We start from the raw sequence: 16,900 nt of genomic DNA on the forward strand, positions 1-16,900 counted from the left end.
GGCTGATCACACGTGACGGTTGAGCTGGCGCACCCGTCGACAGAGCCGCAGGGGTCGCGGTCGCCGGCCGAGCCAGCCCATCCCCGCTGGTGGTTCATCTCCACCACGCCGGGCCGGATCCTGACCATCGGCATCGTGCTGGCGGTGCTCGGCGGCATCTGCGCCTTCGCCACGTCGACCACCATCAACCACCGCCAGCAGGTGCTGACGACCGTGCTCAACCACACCGAGCCGCTGTCGTTCGCCGCCGGACGGCTCTACACCACCCTGTCGGTGGCCGACGCGGCGGCGGCCACGGCGTTCATCGCCGAGGCCGAGCCGCCGCCGGTGCGGCAGCGCTACGAGCAGGCCATCACCGACGCGGCGGTGGCGGTGACCCGGGCGTCGAGCGGGCTCACCGACGAACCGCTGGTGCAGCTGCTGGGCCGGATCAACGCCGAACTGGCCGTTTACACCGGCCTGATCGAAATAGCGCGGACCAACAACCGGGAGGGCAACCCGGTCGGGTCGTCGTACCTGTCGGAAGCCTCGGGACTGATGCAATCGACGATCCTGCCGGACGCCGCGCAGCTGTATCAGGCCACGTCCGAGCGGGTGGACGCGGAAACCACCGCGTCCACGCAGATCCCCGCGCCGGTCATCCTGGTGGTCACCGCCACCGCGGTCTTCGGCGCCTTCGCCCATCGCTGGCTGGCCAGGCGCACCCGGCGCCGGATCAATCCGGGCCTGGTCGTGGGCGGCCTCGCTATTCTCGTCATGGTGGTATGGGTCGGAACAGCGCTGACCATCTCCACGACCGCCAGCCGTAGCGCCAAGAACACCGCCGCCGACTCGCTGCGGATCGTGACCAACGTCGCGATCACCGCACAGCAGGCGCGGGCCGACGAGACGCTATCGCTGATCCGTCGCGGGGACGAGGAGAAGCGCAAGCAGTCGTTCTATGAGCGGATCGACTCCATGCACCAACAGCTCGACCAGTACATGGTGCGCAGCGACGCCGTCGACAAACCCGACCTGCAGGGCGCCGACCAGCTGCTGCTGCGCTGGCGGCAGGCCAACGACCGGATCAACTCCTACATCTCGGTCGGCAACTACCGGGCGGCCACGCAGGTCGCCCTGGGCAGCAGCGAAGACGATTCCACCCCGGCGTTCGACAAGCTGGAGGGCCAGCTGGTCAAGGCCATGGACCAGAGCCGCACCCACCTGCGCAACGACGTCCTGAACGCCCGCAGCGGGCTGTCCGGCGCCCAGGTCGGCGGCGTGGTGCTCAGCCTCGGCGCCGCCATCGCGGTGGCGCTGGGCCTGTGGCCGCGGCTGAAAGAGTATCGATAATGACGCGGCCGGCCCGGTTGCGGCGGGCGGGCGCCGCGCTCGCCGCGGTGGCCGTGCTGGCGGGCTGCTCGCACACCGAGTCGCTGACGGTGGCCAAAGTGCCGACGCTGCCGCCGCCCACGCCGGTCGGCATGCAGCAATTGGCGCCGGAGCCGCCGCTGCCGCCGGACGACCCGAGCCAGGGGTGCGACCTGACCGCGAGCCTGCGGCCCTTCCCCACCAAGGCCGAGGCGGACGCCGCGGTCGCCGACATCCGCGCCCGCGGCCGGCTGATCGTCGGGCTGGACATCGGCAGCAACCTGTTCAGCTTCCGCGACCCCATCACCGGGGAGATCACCGGTTTCGACGTTGACATCGCCGGGGAGATCGCGCGCGACATCTTCGGCGCCCCGTCGCACGTGGAATACCGCATCCTGTCGTCCGACGAGCGTGTCACCGCGCTGAAGCACTCCGAGGTCGACGTGGTGGTCAAGACCATGACCATCACCTGCGAGCGGCGCAAGGAGGTCAACTTCTCCACCGTCTACCTGGACGCCAACCAGCGCATCCTGGCCCCGCGGGACTCGCCCATCGCCAAGGTCAGCGATTTGTCCGGCAGGCGGGTCTGCGTGGCGAAGGGAACCACGTCGCTGCACCGGATCCGTCAGATCGACCCGCAGCCCATCATCATCTCGGTGGTCAACTGGGCCGACTGCCTGGTGGCGATGCAGCAGCGCGAGATCGACGCCGTCAGCACCGATGACTCGATCCTGGCCGGGCTGGTCGAGGAAGACCCCTACCTGCACATCGTCGGGCCCAACATGGCCACCCAGCCCTACGGCATCGGGGTCAACCTCACCAACACCGGCCTGGTGCGGTTCGTCAACGGCACGCTCGAGCGGATCCGCCGGGACGGGACGTGGAACACGTTGTACCGCAAGTGGTTGACGGTGCTGGGGCCCGCGCCCGCCCCGCCCACGCCAAGGTATCTGGACTGATGACCGAGTCGGAGAAGACCCAACGGCCGGAACCGGGCTCCGAAGACGTGAGCCCGGGCACCCAACCGCCGGACACCCAGGGCGGCGGCCCGACGACGGGCCGGATCCAGGCGACGCAGGCGCTGTTCCGTCCCGATTTCGACGATGACGACGATGACGATTTTCCGCACATCTCGCTCGGCGCCCTGGACAGCGATTCGCAAGACCGGGTGACGATCGGGACGCGGGTGCTGCCGCCGGTCAGACAGCTCGGCGGTGGGCTGGTCGAGATCCCCCGGGTGCGCGACATCGACCCGCTCGAGGCGTTGATGACCAACCCGGTGGTGCCGGAGGCCAAGCGGTTCTGCTGGAACTGCGGCAAGCCGGTCGGCCGGTCGAAGAAGGGCGTCAAGGGCGAGTCGGAGGGTTGGTGCCCCGCCTGCGGCAGCGCGTATTCGTTTCTGCCACAGCTGAATCCGGGAGACATCGTCGCCTACCAGTACGAGGTCAAGGGCTGCATCGCGCACGGCGGACTGGGCTGGGTGTACCTGGCGGTCGACCACAACGTCAACGACCGCCCGGTGGTGCTCAAGGGCTTGGTGCACTCCGGTGACGCCGAGGCGCAGGCGATCGCGATGGCCGAACGGCAGTTCCTCGCCGAGGTGGTGCACCCGCAGATCGTGCAGATCTTCAACTTCGTCGAGCACAAGGACCGGAACGGCAACCCGGTCGGCTACATCGTCATGGAGTACATCGGCGGGCAGCCGCTCAAGCACGGCAAGGACCAGAAGCTGCCCGTCGCCGAGGCCATCGCCTACCTGCTGGAGATCCTGCCGGCCCTGACCTATCTGCACTCGATCGGCCTGGTCTACAACGACCTCAAGCCGGAGAACATCATGCTCACCGAGGAGCAACTCAAGCTCATCGACCTGGGCGCGGTGTCGCGGGTCAATTCGTTCGGCTATCTCTACGGCACCCCCGGCTTCCAGGCGCCCGAGATCGTGCGCACCGGCCCGACGATCGCCACCGACATCTACACCGTCGGCCGCACCCTGGCCGCGCTCACGGTGAACCTGCCCACCCGCAACGGCCGCTACGTCGACGGCCTGCCCGAAGACGATCCCGTGCTGACGAAGTACGACTCCTACCGCCGGCTGCTGCGCCGGGCCACCGACCCCGACCCGCGGCGCCGCTTCGCCACCACGGAGGAGATGTCCGCGCAGCTGATGGGCGTGCTGCGGGAGGTGGTGGCCCAGGACACCGGGGTGCCGCGGCCCGGGCTGTCGACCATCTTCAGCCCCAGCCGCTCGACGTTCGGGGTGGACCTGCTGGTCGCACACACCGACGTCTACCTGGACGGCCAGGTCCACTCGGAGCGGCTGACGGCCCGCGAGATCGTGACCGCGCTGCAGGTGCCGCTGGTGGACCCGGCCGACGTCGCCGCCCCGGTCCTGCAGGCGACGGTGCTCTCCCAGCCGGTGCAGACCCTGGATTCGCTGCGCGCCGCCCGCCACGGCACGCTGGACGCCGACGGCGTCGAGGTGTCCGAGTCGATCGAGTTGCCGCTGATGGAGGTCCGCGCGCTGCTGGACCTGGGCGACGTGGCCAAGGCCACCAGGAAGCTGGACGACCTGGCCGAGCGGGTGGGCTGGCAGTGGCGGTTGGTCTGGTACCGGGCCGTCTCGGAGCTTCTGACCGGCGACTACGACTCCGCCACAACGCATTTCACCGAGGTGCTGGACACGTTCCCGGGCGAGCTGGCGCCCAAGCTGGCACTGGCCGCCACCGCCGAGCTGGCCGGCAACGTCGACAATCAGAAGTATTACCAGACCGTGTGGAATACCAACGACGGGGTGATCTCGGCCGCCTTCGGTCTGGCCAGATGGCTTTCCGCCGAAGGCGATCGAGCCGCCGCCGTGCGCACGCTGGACGAGGTGCCGCCCACCTCAAGGCATTTCACCACCGCGCGGCTGACCAGTGCGGTGACGCTGCTGTCCGGGCGGACGAAGAGCGAGATCACCGAGGAGGACATCCGCGACGCCGCCCGGCGTGTAGAGGCACTGCCGCCCACCGAACCACGCGTGCTGCAGATCCGCGCGCTGGTGCTGGGCTGCGCCATGGACTGGCTGGAGGACAACAAGGCCAGCACCAACCACATCCTCGGCTTCCCGTTCACCGAGCACGGGCTGCGGCTGGGCGTGGAGGCGGCGCTGCGCAATCTGGCCCGCGTCGCCCCCACCCAACGGCACCGCTACGCGCTGGTCGACATGGCGAACAAGGTGCGGCCCACGAGCACGTTCTAGGGCTGCGCCGGTGCTTCCGCCGTAGGCCCATGCCCCAACAGCTCGTACCCGACAACCGCCACCATCGGTGCCAGCATGACGACCAGCAGGCAGGTGGCCATCGACACCCCTGCGTCAGCGAGCAAGACCGCACCGGCCAGCACAGCTGTGCTGAGCCATACGAGCAGGAAGTGGACAGTGTCGACGGTGCGCACCAGGACCACATACAGGACGTACATCGAGGCGACATAGACCCCAATCGGGATGGCCACCGCCAACACCGTTCCGACTGAAGTCAACCCAGATTGGTGTTGGATGTAATAGGCGGCGGCGTGTAGTCCCGCACCGGCCGCAACGATAGAACCGAACACCACCAGCTGGAAGTAACCAACCCAGAAGGACCGCTCACGGTGCGCGTGCAACAAATCCGCTTGTGGCACCATGAAATACACCCACCACATGCCGAACGTCAGGCCCGTGCCGGCCACCGCCACCAATACGGCCTCGAGCGTCCAGCCTTGGGCGCTGACGACCGCCGACAGTGACGCAACCGCTCCGACCATGCCCTCGCCCAATGCGATGATTGCAAACAGGCCATAGCGTTCGGCGATGTGATGTGCGTGCCACGGCGTGCCGCCCATACGAGTCTCGGCCGCCACGGGGCCCGTCGTTTCCATGAGGATCAGCAGCAACACGAGCACCAAGGTCACGGGCATGGACGTGTGCAGGAAGATGGTGCCAATCCAGCCGATCTGCGTTACGGTGACCCATCCTGCGTAGGTCAGGCATGCGGAGCGGTGAACGTGATCGCGCTTGGCGGCCCGTAACCACTGTCCCACCAATGCAATTCGCATGACCACATACCCCGCCACCAAGACACTGTTGTCGAGGTGGCGGCCGTGCCCGACTGACGCGAACATCTGCGGCAAGCCGAGCGCGACGATGATGACGCCAACCATTTGCAGCATGGTCATAATGCGGTATATCCAGTCATCGGTGTCGTAGGCAGACGCGAACCAGGTGAAATTGATCCACGCCCAGCCGATCGCGAACCAGGCGAACGTGAAAGCGAGCAGCCCCGGGCCGATGTGATCCTCGGCCAGCGCGTGCGCGAATTGCGATGCGGCGATGCCGAAGGCGACGACGAACGTCAAGTCGAACAGTAGCTCCAGGGGCGTCGCCGCGCGGTGCTCTTCCTGCGGGTCCCGCCCCGACATCGGGCGGACCCGATGCGCCGCCGTAATCCTTCGCTGCCGCTGGGGCTCGGTCATATGATCCCGTCCTTTCCGGCTACATTTCACACCCATAACGGGCGGGAAGACGTTGGTGGGCTGGGCGAGCGCCCACACCACGACGTCATTCGAACAAGCCTGATAGCTCGAAAACCGTTAGATTGGTCGCGACATGTCCAGCGCAGCCGACCATGCCGACGCACAGGTCGCGGCGGTGCGCGAAGACCCTGCGGCACGGCTGGCGCTGATGGCATCGCTATACGAAGCGCCACCCGGCAGGCCCGAGCTGCATTTGCCTTACCGGCGCGCGGCATTGGCGTTTATGGCCTGGGAGCTGCGCCGTGGCCTGCTTCGCCCGGTGAACGATCCAAAACCGGGCAGTCCGTGGTGGCGGGCCATCAATGAACGGTTGCTACGCGACACCGCAGAAGCCCGCGGGCATCTGCTCGGCCTTGGCGGCCCGATATCGTGTTCAAGCGTCGTGCAGTCAGTCGAGTTTGCCCGCCACCCGTCGGTGCGGACTTGGTATCGCGCGCACAACACCACCATCGTGCAGGCCTACCTCGATCACCGCGACCTTGCAGAAGCAGAGTCGCGCGTGGAGCGATTCTTCATCAATCTCGTGCTGATCCGGGTCCTCTACGCCCACGCGCTGGTGGCTGTACCCCGCCTGGCGATGAGCTGGCTATGGCCGGTCGCCCCGCTGCTCGGTGACCCGCGACTGACGGTTACGGGCATTTTTATGTCGCTGTCCCGCGTATTGCCGGACAAATACCCCCTGCGAGGAGACCTCCAGGGTTACATCAGCAACGAGAACAGATTTAGTCGTCTCCTTGACATCGGAGTGATCGTGCCACGGATCGGGGAGCTTTACGCATGGTCCGCGCGGGAACTAGCCATCCCCGAAACGAGCACTTTGGTGAGAGATTCGGTGCCCGCCTACGCCTGGGACTACCACGACACCGAGGGCTGGCACCAGAAACCCAGAGTGCCGGCCCGGGCGCTCCGCAACCTGCTACCCGCCCACGGTTCGACCCGTGGACGCACAGACAAAACATAGGTTCATGCCGCACAGTTAATCCATGCCGGGGGAGTCGACGCGGTGGATCAGCACCGCCCGCGGGCTGCGTCGCGCCGGGTTCGGGGTGACCGGGCCCGAGGTCGACGCTGCCCTAGCCCGAGACTGGCCGAGCCAAATCGATACCATGCTGGGCGCCAACCCTGATGCGGACCCGGGCGCGATCGCCACCCCGATGCCCTCCCTGCAGGCGCCGCGCGCGCCCGGCAAGGGCGCGACGCCGGCGGCCCGCAAGCAATACAACGGTCAGCTTTCCGAGCAGCAGCGCGCGCTGTCGGACTGGTGGCTGAGCCGCATGATCAGCGTGCGGCAACCGGTTGGGGAAAAGCTGACCCTGTTGTGGCACAACCACTTCGCCACCTCGGCACAGAAGGTCCGGGCCGCGGCGTACATGGCCGCACAGAACCAGAAGCTGCGCACCCTGTCGCTGGGTAACTTCCGCGCCCTGGCGTACGCGATGCTGACCGACGCCGCGATGCTGCGCTGGCTGGACGGGCAGAGCAGCACCGCCAGGGCACCGAATGAGAACCTCGCGCGGGAGTTCATGGAGCTGTTCACCCTGGGCCACGACAACGGCTACACGGAGGACGACGTGCGCAACGGCGCCCGCGCGCTGACGGGGTGGGTGATCGGTGCCGACGGCCACACGTCGCTGGCCCCCAAACGGCATGACGGCACGGCGAAGACGCTGTTCGGGCAGACGCGCGACTTCGACGCCGCCGGGTTCTGCGATGCCGTGCTGGCGCAACCGAAGTCGGCGGAGTATGTCGCGGAACGGCTGTGGCGGCAGTTGGCGTCCGACGATCCGCCGTCGCGCCCCGCACTCGACAGGCTCGTCTCCGCGTACGGCCCGGGCCGGAACCTGCGCGCACTGACCCGGGCGATCCTCACTGACGACGAATTCGTCCACGGACGGGCCACTGTCGTCAACCCGCCGGTCGAATGGCTCGTCGGCGTCATGCGGGCGCTGCGGGTGCCCCTCGACCCGTCCACCCGGAAGCTCGCCGACGCGACGTTGCGCGCGCTCGGGCAGCGGCCGTTCTATCCGCCGAGCGTCGGCGGCTGGCCACGGGGTCAGGTGTGGCTGTCCACGGCCAGCGCCGAGGCGCGCCTGCGGGCGGCCGGCCGGCTCGCGCACGCCGGCGACCTGTCCGGCGTCGAGAGCGCCGCCGTCGGTGACCGCATCGACGCGGTCGGCTACCTGATCGGCGTCGGCGACTGGTCGGACCGGAGCGCCGATGCGCTGCAGCCCCTGGTGCGCAACCCTCCGCAACTGGTCGCGGCCGCGGTCAACACCCCCGAATACCTGACGTCCTAGCGAGAACATGATGCCCGAGATGAACCGCCGCAGATTCCTGGTCGCCAGCGCGGGGGTGGGCGCGGCCGGCCTGTTGTCGACGGCGGTGGCGGTCAGCTGGCCCGACCTGATGCGCGCGGCCGAGGATCGACCGCTGGCCGACGGCGCGGGCGTGCTGGTGCTGGTCACCCTCTACGGCGGCAATGACGGTGTTAATACCCTGATCCCGTACGCCGACAACGCGTATCACGATGCCCGGCCCGAACTGGCCTACGCCCCAGGTGACGTCCTGCAGCTCGACGAGGCGCTGGGTCTCAACCCCGCCCTGAAGGGCCTGGCGCAGTTGTGGGGGCGGCGGCAACTCGCCATCGTGCGCGGCGTCGGTTATCCGCGGCCCGACCACAGTCACTTCCGGTCCATGGATATCTGGCAGACGGCGTCGCCCGCCGAGCCCGTGTCGACAGGCTGGATCGGCCGTTGGCTCGACGCCACCGGCGACGACCCGCTGCGGGCGGTCAACATCGGGCCCGTCCTTCCGCCACTCGCAGTGGGCGAAAAGCACACCGCCGCAGCGCTTTCCATGGCTCCGGAGCCGCCCCGACAGGGCCTCGACACGCTGATGGGCGCGCTGGGTGCCGACGACCCCGACGACACCCCAGCGATGGCCGCGGTGTGCAAGGCCTACCGGGCCGCCCACACCACCGCCAAGACCTTCGGGTCGGTGAAAGCTACGGGCAGCCAACGAAATTCTCTGTCCGCGCAGCTACACTTGGTGGCTGAGGCGGTGCGAGCGCGCGTGCCGACGCGCGTGTACACGGCGCAGTTGGGCGGTTTCGACACGCACGCCGGGGAACGGGGCACACAGCAGCGCCTGCTCGCGGCGTTCGACGAGGCGGTGACCTCGTTCCTGCAACGGGTCGCCGGCCGCAACGTCGTCGTCGTCGCGTATTCGGAGTTCGGCCGACGGGTCCGCGCCAACGCGTCCCAGGGCACCGATCACGGCACGGCCGGTCCCGTCTTCGTCGCGGGCGCGCCCGTTCGGGGCGGTTTCTACGGCGACGAACCCAGCCTGACCGACCTCGATAACGGGGACTTGAAGTACACCAACGACTTTCGCGATGTGTACCACGAGCTGCTCGCGCGGACCGTGGGGACGGATCCCGCACCGTCAGTGGGCTCCGGACGGAAGAGCCTCGGCTTCCTAACCGCTTAGCGCGCTCACGCAGTCGCGGGCGATGGCCAACTCCTCGTTGGTCGGGATCACCAGCACGGCGATCGGGGATTCGTCGGCGGAGATCTGCCGGGCGCCCCTGCCGCCGCCGAGGTTGCGGCGCTCGTCGAGCACCACGCCCAGCTCCTCCAGCCCCGACACTGCGTCGCGGCGGACCGCCGCGTCGTTCTCCCCGATGCCGGCGGTGAAGGTGATGATATCGGTATGCCCGAGCACCGCCAGGTAGGCGCCGATGTACTTGCGCAGCCGGTGGGTGAACACGCTGTAGGCCAATTGCGCTGCGGTGTCACCGGATTCGATCATGGCGCGCAGTCGCCGGAAGTCACGCTCGCCGGACAGGCCGAGCACCCCCGACCGCTGGTTGAGCATGGACTCGACCTCGTCGACGCCCATCTTGGCCATGTGGCACAGGTAGCTGACGATGCTGGGGTCGATGTCGCCGCTGCGGGTGCCCATCACCAGGCCCTCCAGCGGCGTCAGGCCCATCGAGGTGTCCAGCGGCCGGGTGCCTGCGATCGCGGAGGCCGAGCAGCCGTTACCCAGGTGCAGCACAATCTGTTTCAGGCTCTGCAGCGGCCGGCCCAGGAATGTGGCGGCCTGCTGGCTCACGTACCGGTGCGACGTGCCGTGAAACCCGTAGCGGCGGATCTTCCAGCGCTCGGCCAACCCGCGGTCGATGGCGTAGGTCGCGGCCGCGGGCGGCATGTCGTGGAAGAACGCGGTGTCGAAGACCGCGATGTGCGGAACGTCGGGCAGCAGCTTGCGCGCCACCTCGATGCCCTTGACCGCGGGCGGATTGTGCAGCGGCGCCAGCTCCGACAACTCGTCGAGCTTGTCGATCACCGCGTCATCCACCGGCGTGGGCCGGTAGAAGGTGTTGCCGCCGTGCACCACTCGGTGGCCCACCGCCACCAGGCCGCAGGCACGCAGGTCGATGCCCTGCCGCGACAGCGTGTCGAACGCCTGACGCAGTGCGGCGTCGTGGTCGCGGACGGGCGAGGACTGCTCGCCGATCCGCTCGACGTTCCCGGTCGCCCGGGCCGTGCCGGAGTCGGGGTCGAGCAACTGGTATTTCAGCGAGGACGAGCCGGAGTTGATGACCAGCACGACCCGGTCAGCGCTAGCCACGGACGCCCTGCGCCTGAATCGCGGTGATGGCGACGGTGTTCACGATGTCCTCGACCAAAGCGCCGCGGGACAGGTCGTTCACCGGCTTGCGCAGGCCCTGCAGCACCGGCCCGATCGCGATCGCCCCGGCGCTGCGCTGGACGGCCTTGTAGGTGTTGTTGCCGGTGTTCAGGTCGGGGAAGATCAGCACCGTGGCGCGGCCGGCGACCGCCGAGTCACGCAGCTTGGTGGCCGCGACCGACGGCTCTATCGCGGCGTCGTACTGGATGGGCCCCTCGACGGGCAGTTGCGGCTCCCTGCGCCGAACCAATTCCGTTGCTTTCCTGACCTTTTCGACATCGGCGCCGGTGCCGGACTCACCGGTGGAGTAGGACAGCATCGCGACCCGCGGCTCGATGCCGAATTGTGCCGCGGTGCGCGCGGAGGAGATCGCGATGTCGGCCAGCTGCTCGGGCGTCGGATTGGGGATGATCGCGCAGTCGCCGTAGGCCAGTACCCGATCGGGCAGGCACATCAGGAAGATGCTGGACACGGTGGAGACGTCGGGGACGGTCTTGATGATCTCGAAGGCCGGGCGCACGGTGTGCGCCGTGGTGTGGGCGGCGCCGGACACCATGCCGTCGACCATGCCGTTGTACACCATCATCGTACCGAAATAGGTGGCGTCGCACATGATCTCGCGGGCGTGCTCGACGGTGACGCCCTTGGCCTTGCGCAATTCGGCGTACTGGTCGGCGAACCGGAAGCGCAGATCGCTGGTGCGCGGGTCGATCACCTGCGCGCCGTCGAGGTCCACGCCGAGTTCGCCGGAGCGCTGGCGGATCTGCGCCTCGTCGCCCAGCACGGTCAGGTCGGCGACGCGGCGCTGCAGCACGCGGCCGGCCGACTTGAGGATGCGGTCGTCGTCCCCCTCGGGCAGCACGATGTGCTTGCGATCCGCCCGGGCCTGGAGCGTCAGCCGGTGGATGAACATCTGCGGCGTGGTCACGGTCGGTATCGGAATAGCAAGCTGCTCAAGCAGATCCGAGACGTCGACGTAGCGTTCCATCAACTCCAGCGCGGTGTCGATCTTGCGCTGGGAGTTCGCCGTGACGCGGCCGCGGGCCGCGGCGGCCGCGCTGGCGACGTCGTAGGTGCCCAGCGCGGTGGCGACGATCGGTAGCCGCAGCCGCAGGCCGGCGACCAGCGCCGCGATGGACGGGTGCAGCGGGAAGCCGCCGTTGAGGACGATGCATGACAGGGACGGAAAGCCTTCGGCCGCATGGGCGCTGGCCACGGCGAGCACCACATCCGACCGGTCACCGGGGGTGATGACCGCCATGCCGTCGCGAAGCCGCTCCAGGACGTGGTCGGCGGTCATCCCGGCGACCAGCACGCCGGTGACCTCGCGCTCGCGCAGCGACGCCTCGCCGCTGACCGGCCTTCCGTCGACCGCCCTTTCGAGTTCGGCCACCGTCGGCGCGGACAGCAGCGGCTCCTCGGGCAGCACGTAGCTGCGCTGGGTGAAGGCCTCCAGCGCCTCGGCGACCTCCCCCAGCCGCGCCGGGTCGCAGCGGTTGGCCACCACCGCCGCGGCGTGGGCGCGCTGGACGGTCAACTCGGCCAGGCACGCCTCGACGACGCGCGCCACCTCGTCGGGGGTGCGGCCCCGGCCGCTGACCGTGAGCAGCACCGGCGCGCCGAGGTTGACGGCGATCCGGGCGTTGACCGAGAGCTCGGCGGGCTGCGCGACGTCGGTGTAGTCGCTGCCGACGATCACCACCGCGTCGCAGTCGTCGGCCATCGCGTGATAGGCGTCGACGATGGTGGCGATCGCGGCGTCGCTGTCGGCGTGCAACTGCTGATACGTCACGCCGACGCACTGCTCGTAGGACAGGCCCGCGGTGGTGTGCCGCAGCAGCAGGTCCAGGATGTAGTCGCGATCCTTACCGTCGGTGACCCGGGTGATGGGCCGGAACACGCCTACCTTGGCGACGGTTGCGGTCAACCGGTGCAGCAGCGCCAGCGCGACCGTCGACTTGCCGGTCTCCGGTTCCGGAGCGGCGATGTAGATAGCCGAGGGCTCAGGCAAGTCGCCGCAGCCTGGGGGCCAGGTCCTTTTCGAAGAGCTCCAGGAACCGGCGCTGGTCGTGGCCCGGGGCGTGGAACACCAGGTGGTTGAGCCCCCAGTCGACGTACTGCTTGACCTTCTCGACGGCCTCGTCGGGATCGGACGCGACGATCCAGCGCTTGGCGACCTGCTCGATCGGCAACGCGTCGGCGGCCTTCTCCATCTCGATCGGATCGTCGATGCTGTGCTTCTGCTCTGCGGTCAGCGACAGCGGCGCCCAGAACCGGGTGTTCTCCAGCGCCAGCTCGGGGTCCGGGTCGTAGGAGATCTTGATCTCGATCATCTTGTCGACGTCGTCGACATTGCGCTCGGCGGCCGCCGCGCCCTCTTGCACCGCCGGCATCAGCTTGTCCTGGTACAGCTCCTCGCCCTTGCCGGAGGTGCAGATGAAGCCGTCCCCGGCCCGCCCGGCGTACTTGGCCACCGCCGGGCCGCCCGCGGCGATGTAGATGGGCACACCGCCCTGGGGCACGTCGTAGATCGAGGCGCCCTTGAGCCGGTAGTACTCGCCGTCGAAGTCGACGCGGTCGCCGCGCCACAGCTCGCGCATCAGCCGGACCGATTCGCGCAGCCGGGCGAACCGCTCCTTGAACTCCGGCCACTCGCCCTCGTATCCGGTGGCGATCTCGTTGAGCGCCTCGCCGGTGCCCACACCGAGGAAGATCCGGTCCGGGTACAGGCAGGCCATGGTGGCGAAGGCCTGCGCGACGACCGCGGGGTTGTAGCGGAAGGTCGGCGTGAGCACCGAGGTGCCCAGCACGATCCGCTCGGTGCGTTCGCCGACGGCGGTCATCCACGCCAGCGAGAACGGCGCGTGCCCGCCCTCGTGCCGCCACGGCTGGAAGTGGTCGCTGACGGTCGCGCTGTCCATGCCGTGACCTTCGGCGGCGACGGCGAGTTCGACGAGTTCACGCGGTGCGAATTGTTCCGCGGATGCCTTGTACCCAAGTTTCAGTTCAGCCACGGGTCATTTCTACTCCTACGCTGATGGGCATGGCGCAGCTAGTTCAGGTCACCGACACCGTGTACCTCGCTCAGGGGCACGCGGTGAACTGGACGCTGGTCGCCGACGGCGCCGGCGTCATGCTGATCGACGCCGGCTATCCCGGGGACCGCGAGGACGTGCTGGCCTCGCTGGCCAAGCTGGGCTACGGCGTGGCCGACGTGCGCGCCGTCCTGTTGACCCACGCCCACATCGACCACCTGGGATCGGCGATCTGGTTCGCCCGCGAGCACGGCGTGCCGGTGTACTGCCACGCCGACGAGGTGGGCCACGCCAAGCGGGAGTACCTGGAGCAGGTGTCGACCATCGATGTGGCACTGCGGATTTGGCGCCCGCGCTGGGCGCGGTGGACCGCCCACGTGGTCCGCAGCGGCGGCCTGATCCGCGACGGCATCCCCACCGCGCAGCCGCTGACCGCCGAGGCGGCCGCCGGCCTGCCCGGTCAACCCCGCCCCGTTTTCAGTCCCGGCCACACCAACGGGCACTGCTCGTACCTGGTCGACGGCGTGCTGGTCAGCGGCGACGCGCTGATCACCGGCCATCCCCTGTTGCGGCACCGCGGGCCGCAGCTGCTGCCGGCGATTTTCAGCTACAGCCAACAGGATTGCCTGCGCACCCTGTCCGCGCTGGCGCTGCTGGACACCGAGGTCCTGCTGCCGGGGCACGGCGACGTGTGGCGGGGCCCGATCCGGGAGGCGACGGCCGCGGCGCTCGCGCTGGCCGGCGCCTGAGGAAGGTGCGCCTACACTCGGCTGGGGGTGGGCGCGAAAGGGCACGGATGACCACCGTGGACGAGCATGACCTGATCTTTGCCGGGGTTTCGCTGCAGGCGCGGTTGGTGCGCGATCGTGAGGTTTCGCCGCGGGAGCTGGTGGCGCTGCACCTGGAGCGGATCGCGCGGCTGGACCCGGTGCTGAACGCGTTTCGGGTGGTGCTGGCCGATCGGGCGATGGCGGAGGCGGCGCACGTCGAACGCCGACTGGCCGCCGGGGAGACGCTGCCGCTGGCCGGCGTCCCGATCGCCGTCAAGGACGACACCGACGTCGCGGGCGTTTCGTCGATGTGCGGCACCGGGATTGACACGGGCCCGGCGAGCACCGACAGCGCCGCCGTGCGGCGGCTGCGGGCCGCCGGGGCGGTGATCGTCGGCAAGACGCACCTGCCCGAGTTCGGCGCCTACCCCATGTGCGAATCGCCGACGTGGGGGGTGACCCGCAACCCGTGGCACCCGCACCGGACAACGGGAGGTTCCAGCGGCGGTTCGGCGGCCGCGGTGGCGGCCGGCCTGGTGCCCGGGGCCCTGGGCACCGACGGGGGCGGGTCGATCCGCATCCCGGCCGCCTGCTGCGGACTGGTGGGCCTCAAGGGCCAGCGCGGATGGATCAGCACCAAGCAGTCGCCCGAGCGGGCCTACCGCTTCCACGGGCTGCATCACGTCGGGACGCTGGCCCGCAGCGTGGCCGACGCGGCGCTGCTGCACGACGCGATGACCGGCCCGGAGCCCGACGACGAGATCCCCTTCCCGCCGCCGGTGCCGCCGCTGACCGACGCCGTCTCGCGCGCGCCGCGCCGGCTGCGGATCGCCATGTCGTTCAAGCCGGTGGTGCCCGTGCCGGTCAGCGAGGAGGTGCGCCGACCGGTGCTCGAGACCGCCGAGTTGCTGCGCTCGCTCGGCCACGAGGTCGTCGAGCTCGACCCGCGCTACCCGCCGGCCGCGGTCCTCTCGGTGTTCGCGCTGATGATGAACGGCCTCGCCCACGAAATCGACCGGCTGCCCACACCGGAGCTGCTGGAGCGCAGGATCCGCGCGGAGGGTCGCACCGCCCGGCTGGTTCCCGACTGGCTGGCTCGCCGCGCGCTCGCGGCGCGCGACCGGCTGAGCGAGCGCGGGCTGCGGCCCATCGCCGGCTGCGACGTGCTGATGACACCCGTGCTGGGCAAGCCGCCGGTGCCGGTCGGGCACCTCGAGGGGCTGGGACCCGGCCGCGCCCTGGCACGGACCTTGGCGTTCATGCCGTTCACCCCGCCGCAGAACTTCACCGGGCAACCCGCCATGTCGATTCCGGCCGGGATCTCGCCCGACGGCCTGCCCGAAGCCGTCCATCTGGTGGGCCGCCCCCACGACGGATCCACCCTCGTTTCGCTTGCCGCGCAACTGGAATCGGCGCGACCCTGGGCCCACCGCCAGCCGCCGGCCGCGCGGTACCGCGCCCCGGCCTGAACCGGAGCCCCGAAGCGATGTCGCACGCCGTGATCACCGGAGCAAGCGGGCTGCTGGGAGCCAACCTGGCCGCCGAGCTGATCGCGGGGGGCCACACCGTCACCGCGACGCGACGCGCGAGCACCGATACCGGTTCGCTGTCCGACCTCCCGGTCACGTGGGTTCCCGCCGACCTCGGTTCGGCCGCCGAACTCCGCGACGTGTTCGCCGGCGCTGACGTCGTATTTCATTGCGCCGCATGCGTTTCGACCAGGCGAACGGTCACGCCCGCCGTTTCGGCCGTCAACGTCGACGCGACGCGGGCCGTGGTCGAAGCCGCGATCGCCGTCGGCACCCCACGGCTCGTGCACACCTCGACGGCGAACACGATCGGACCCACCTCCGACGGCTCACCCGCCGACGAGCAGACCCCGTGGGGATGGGAGCAGGCTGGGCTGGCGGGGGCCTATCCGGTCACCAAACGGCGCGGCGAACTCCTGGTGCGCGCGGCGTGCGACGACCTGGATGCGGTCATCGTCAACCCCACCTACCTGGTCGGCCCGCGCGACGCCAGGCCCAGCTCCGGCCGCCTGATCATCGAGATCGCGAACCGCAAAATCCCTTACTGGACACCGGGATACAACAATTTCGCCGACGTCGGCGAGGTGGCGCGCGGGATGATCGCCGCCTGGCTGCGCGGCAAACGCGGTGAGCGCTACATCCTGGGCGGCCAGGAGCTGACGTATCGCGACTACATCGAGCGGGTGGCACGCGTCGTCGGCGTCGACCCGCCGCGCCGACAGCTGCCCTACCCGGTCGCCTGGCTCGGGGGCAAGGCCGGCGACCTGATCGAGGCCGTCACCGGCCGGGAAACCACGGTGAACTCGATGTCGGTCGGATACGCCTACACCGACCGTTACCGGTACCGCAGCGACAAGGCGGTGCGGGAACTGGGCTACGTGCTGGCCCCGATCGAGCCCGCGATCCGCAACGCCGTCAGCTGGTTTCGCGCCCGCGGCATGATCCGGTCCCCAAAAGACGCCTGACCCGC

General features: G+C 69.3%; 13 protein-coding genes. 9 read left to right on the forward strand and 4 right to left on the reverse strand.

Translation table 11 applies throughout. The features are described 5' to 3' along the window. Positions 1–12: 12 nt before the first annotated feature. Genes glnX through U8D42_RS19255 form a run of 3 tightly spaced genes read left to right on the forward strand, consistent with a single transcriptional unit; the run spans position 13 to position 4,591 of the window. Positions 13–1,332 carry a protein kinase G-activating protein GlnX gene (gene glnX, locus U8D42_RS19245; protein ID WP_322858581.1) on the forward strand — a complete coding sequence of 440 codons (1,320 nt, stop codon included), beginning with the start codon at positions 13–15 and terminating at the stop codon, positions 1,330–1,332. Next, a complete protein-coding gene (locus tag U8D42_RS19250) occupies positions 1,332–2,309 on the forward strand; it encodes a glutamate ABC transporter substrate-binding protein (RefSeq protein ID WP_322858580.1) in 978 nt (325 codons plus the stop codon). The genes glnX and U8D42_RS19250 overlap by 1 nt, the downstream gene beginning before the upstream one ends. Further along, positions 2,309–4,591, forward strand: a complete 2,283-nt coding sequence (locus U8D42_RS19255; protein ID WP_322858579.1) for a serine/threonine-protein kinase PknG — start codon at positions 2,309–2,311, stop codon at positions 4,589–4,591. The genes U8D42_RS19250 and U8D42_RS19255 overlap by 1 nt, the downstream gene beginning before the upstream one ends. Here the strand turns inward: U8D42_RS19255 and U8D42_RS19260 are convergent. Continuing rightward, positions 4,588–5,841, reverse strand: a complete 1,254-nt coding sequence (locus tag U8D42_RS19260) for a low temperature requirement protein A (protein WP_322858578.1) — start codon at positions 5,839–5,841, stop codon at positions 4,588–4,590. The two genes, U8D42_RS19255 and U8D42_RS19260, sit on opposite strands and share 4 nt — an antisense overlap. Positions 5,842–5,974: 133 nt before the next feature. Here U8D42_RS19260 and U8D42_RS19265 point away from each other — a divergent pair, with 133 nt between their 5' ends. Genes U8D42_RS19265 through U8D42_RS19275 form a run of 3 tightly spaced genes read left to right on the forward strand, consistent with a single transcriptional unit; the run spans position 5,975 to position 9,390 of the window. Beyond that, on the forward strand, positions 5,975–6,862 hold the full coding sequence (locus U8D42_RS19265; RefSeq protein WP_322858577.1) for a hypothetical protein: 888 nt from the start codon (positions 5,975–5,977) through the stop codon (positions 6,860–6,862). A gap of 22 nt (positions 6,863–6,884) precedes the next feature. After that, positions 6,885–8,198: a DUF1800 domain-containing protein gene (locus tag U8D42_RS19270; protein ID WP_322858576.1), complete on the forward strand. Its 1,314-nt coding sequence runs from the start codon at positions 6,885–6,887 to the stop codon at positions 8,196–8,198. Positions 8,199–8,208: 10 nt separating this feature from the next. Beyond that, positions 8,209–9,390, forward strand: a complete 1,182-nt coding sequence (locus U8D42_RS19275; RefSeq protein ID WP_322858575.1) for a DUF1501 domain-containing protein — start codon at positions 8,209–8,211, stop codon at positions 9,388–9,390. Here the strand turns inward: U8D42_RS19275 and U8D42_RS19280 are convergent. The 3 genes from U8D42_RS19280 to fgd are packed head-to-tail and all read right to left on the reverse strand — an operon-like array spanning position 9,379 to position 13,610. Continuing rightward, positions 9,379–10,536 carry an acetate kinase gene (locus U8D42_RS19280; RefSeq protein ID WP_431523792.1) on the reverse strand — a complete coding sequence of 386 codons (1,158 nt, stop codon included), beginning with the start codon at positions 10,534–10,536 and terminating at the stop codon, positions 9,379–9,381. The two genes, U8D42_RS19275 and U8D42_RS19280, sit on opposite strands and share 12 nt — an antisense overlap. After that, on the reverse strand, positions 10,529–12,607 hold the full coding sequence (pta, locus tag U8D42_RS19285) for a phosphate acetyltransferase (RefSeq protein WP_322858574.1): 2,079 nt from the start codon (positions 12,605–12,607) through the stop codon (positions 10,529–10,531). Before pta ends, U8D42_RS19280 begins: the two co-directional genes overlap by 8 nt. Further along, the gene (fgd, locus tag U8D42_RS19290; RefSeq protein WP_322858573.1) at positions 12,600–13,610 is read right to left on the reverse strand and encodes a glucose-6-phosphate dehydrogenase (coenzyme-F420); all 1,011 of its coding nucleotides are present in this window, start codon (positions 13,608–13,610) and stop codon (positions 12,600–12,602) included. The genes pta and fgd overlap by 8 nt, the downstream gene beginning before the upstream one ends. Before the next feature lie 29 nt (positions 13,611–13,639). On the opposite strand from fgd, the gene U8D42_RS19295 reads away from it, so the two are divergent. Genes U8D42_RS19295 through U8D42_RS19305 form a run of 3 tightly spaced genes read left to right on the forward strand, consistent with a single transcriptional unit; the run spans position 13,640 to position 16,895 of the window. Continuing rightward, positions 13,640–14,380, forward strand: a complete 741-nt coding sequence (locus tag U8D42_RS19295; RefSeq protein WP_322858572.1) for an MBL fold metallo-hydrolase — start codon at positions 13,640–13,642, stop codon at positions 14,378–14,380. 47 nt (positions 14,381–14,427) lie between these two features. After that, the gene (locus U8D42_RS19300) at positions 14,428–15,870 is read left to right on the forward strand and encodes an amidase family protein (protein ID WP_322858571.1); all 1,443 of its coding nucleotides are present in this window, start codon (positions 14,428–14,430) and stop codon (positions 15,868–15,870) included. A gap of 29 nt (positions 15,871–15,899) precedes the next feature. Beyond that, positions 15,900–16,895: an NAD-dependent epimerase/dehydratase family protein gene (locus U8D42_RS19305; protein WP_322858570.1), complete on the forward strand. Its 996-nt coding sequence runs from the start codon at positions 15,900–15,902 to the stop codon at positions 16,893–16,895. Positions 16,896–16,900 lie beyond the last annotated feature (5 nt).

It is taken from the genome of Mycobacterium europaeum (assembly GCF_034555895.2).
Taxonomy (GTDB): Bacteria; Actinomycetota; Actinomycetes; order Mycobacteriales; family Mycobacteriaceae; genus Mycobacterium; species Mycobacterium europaeum.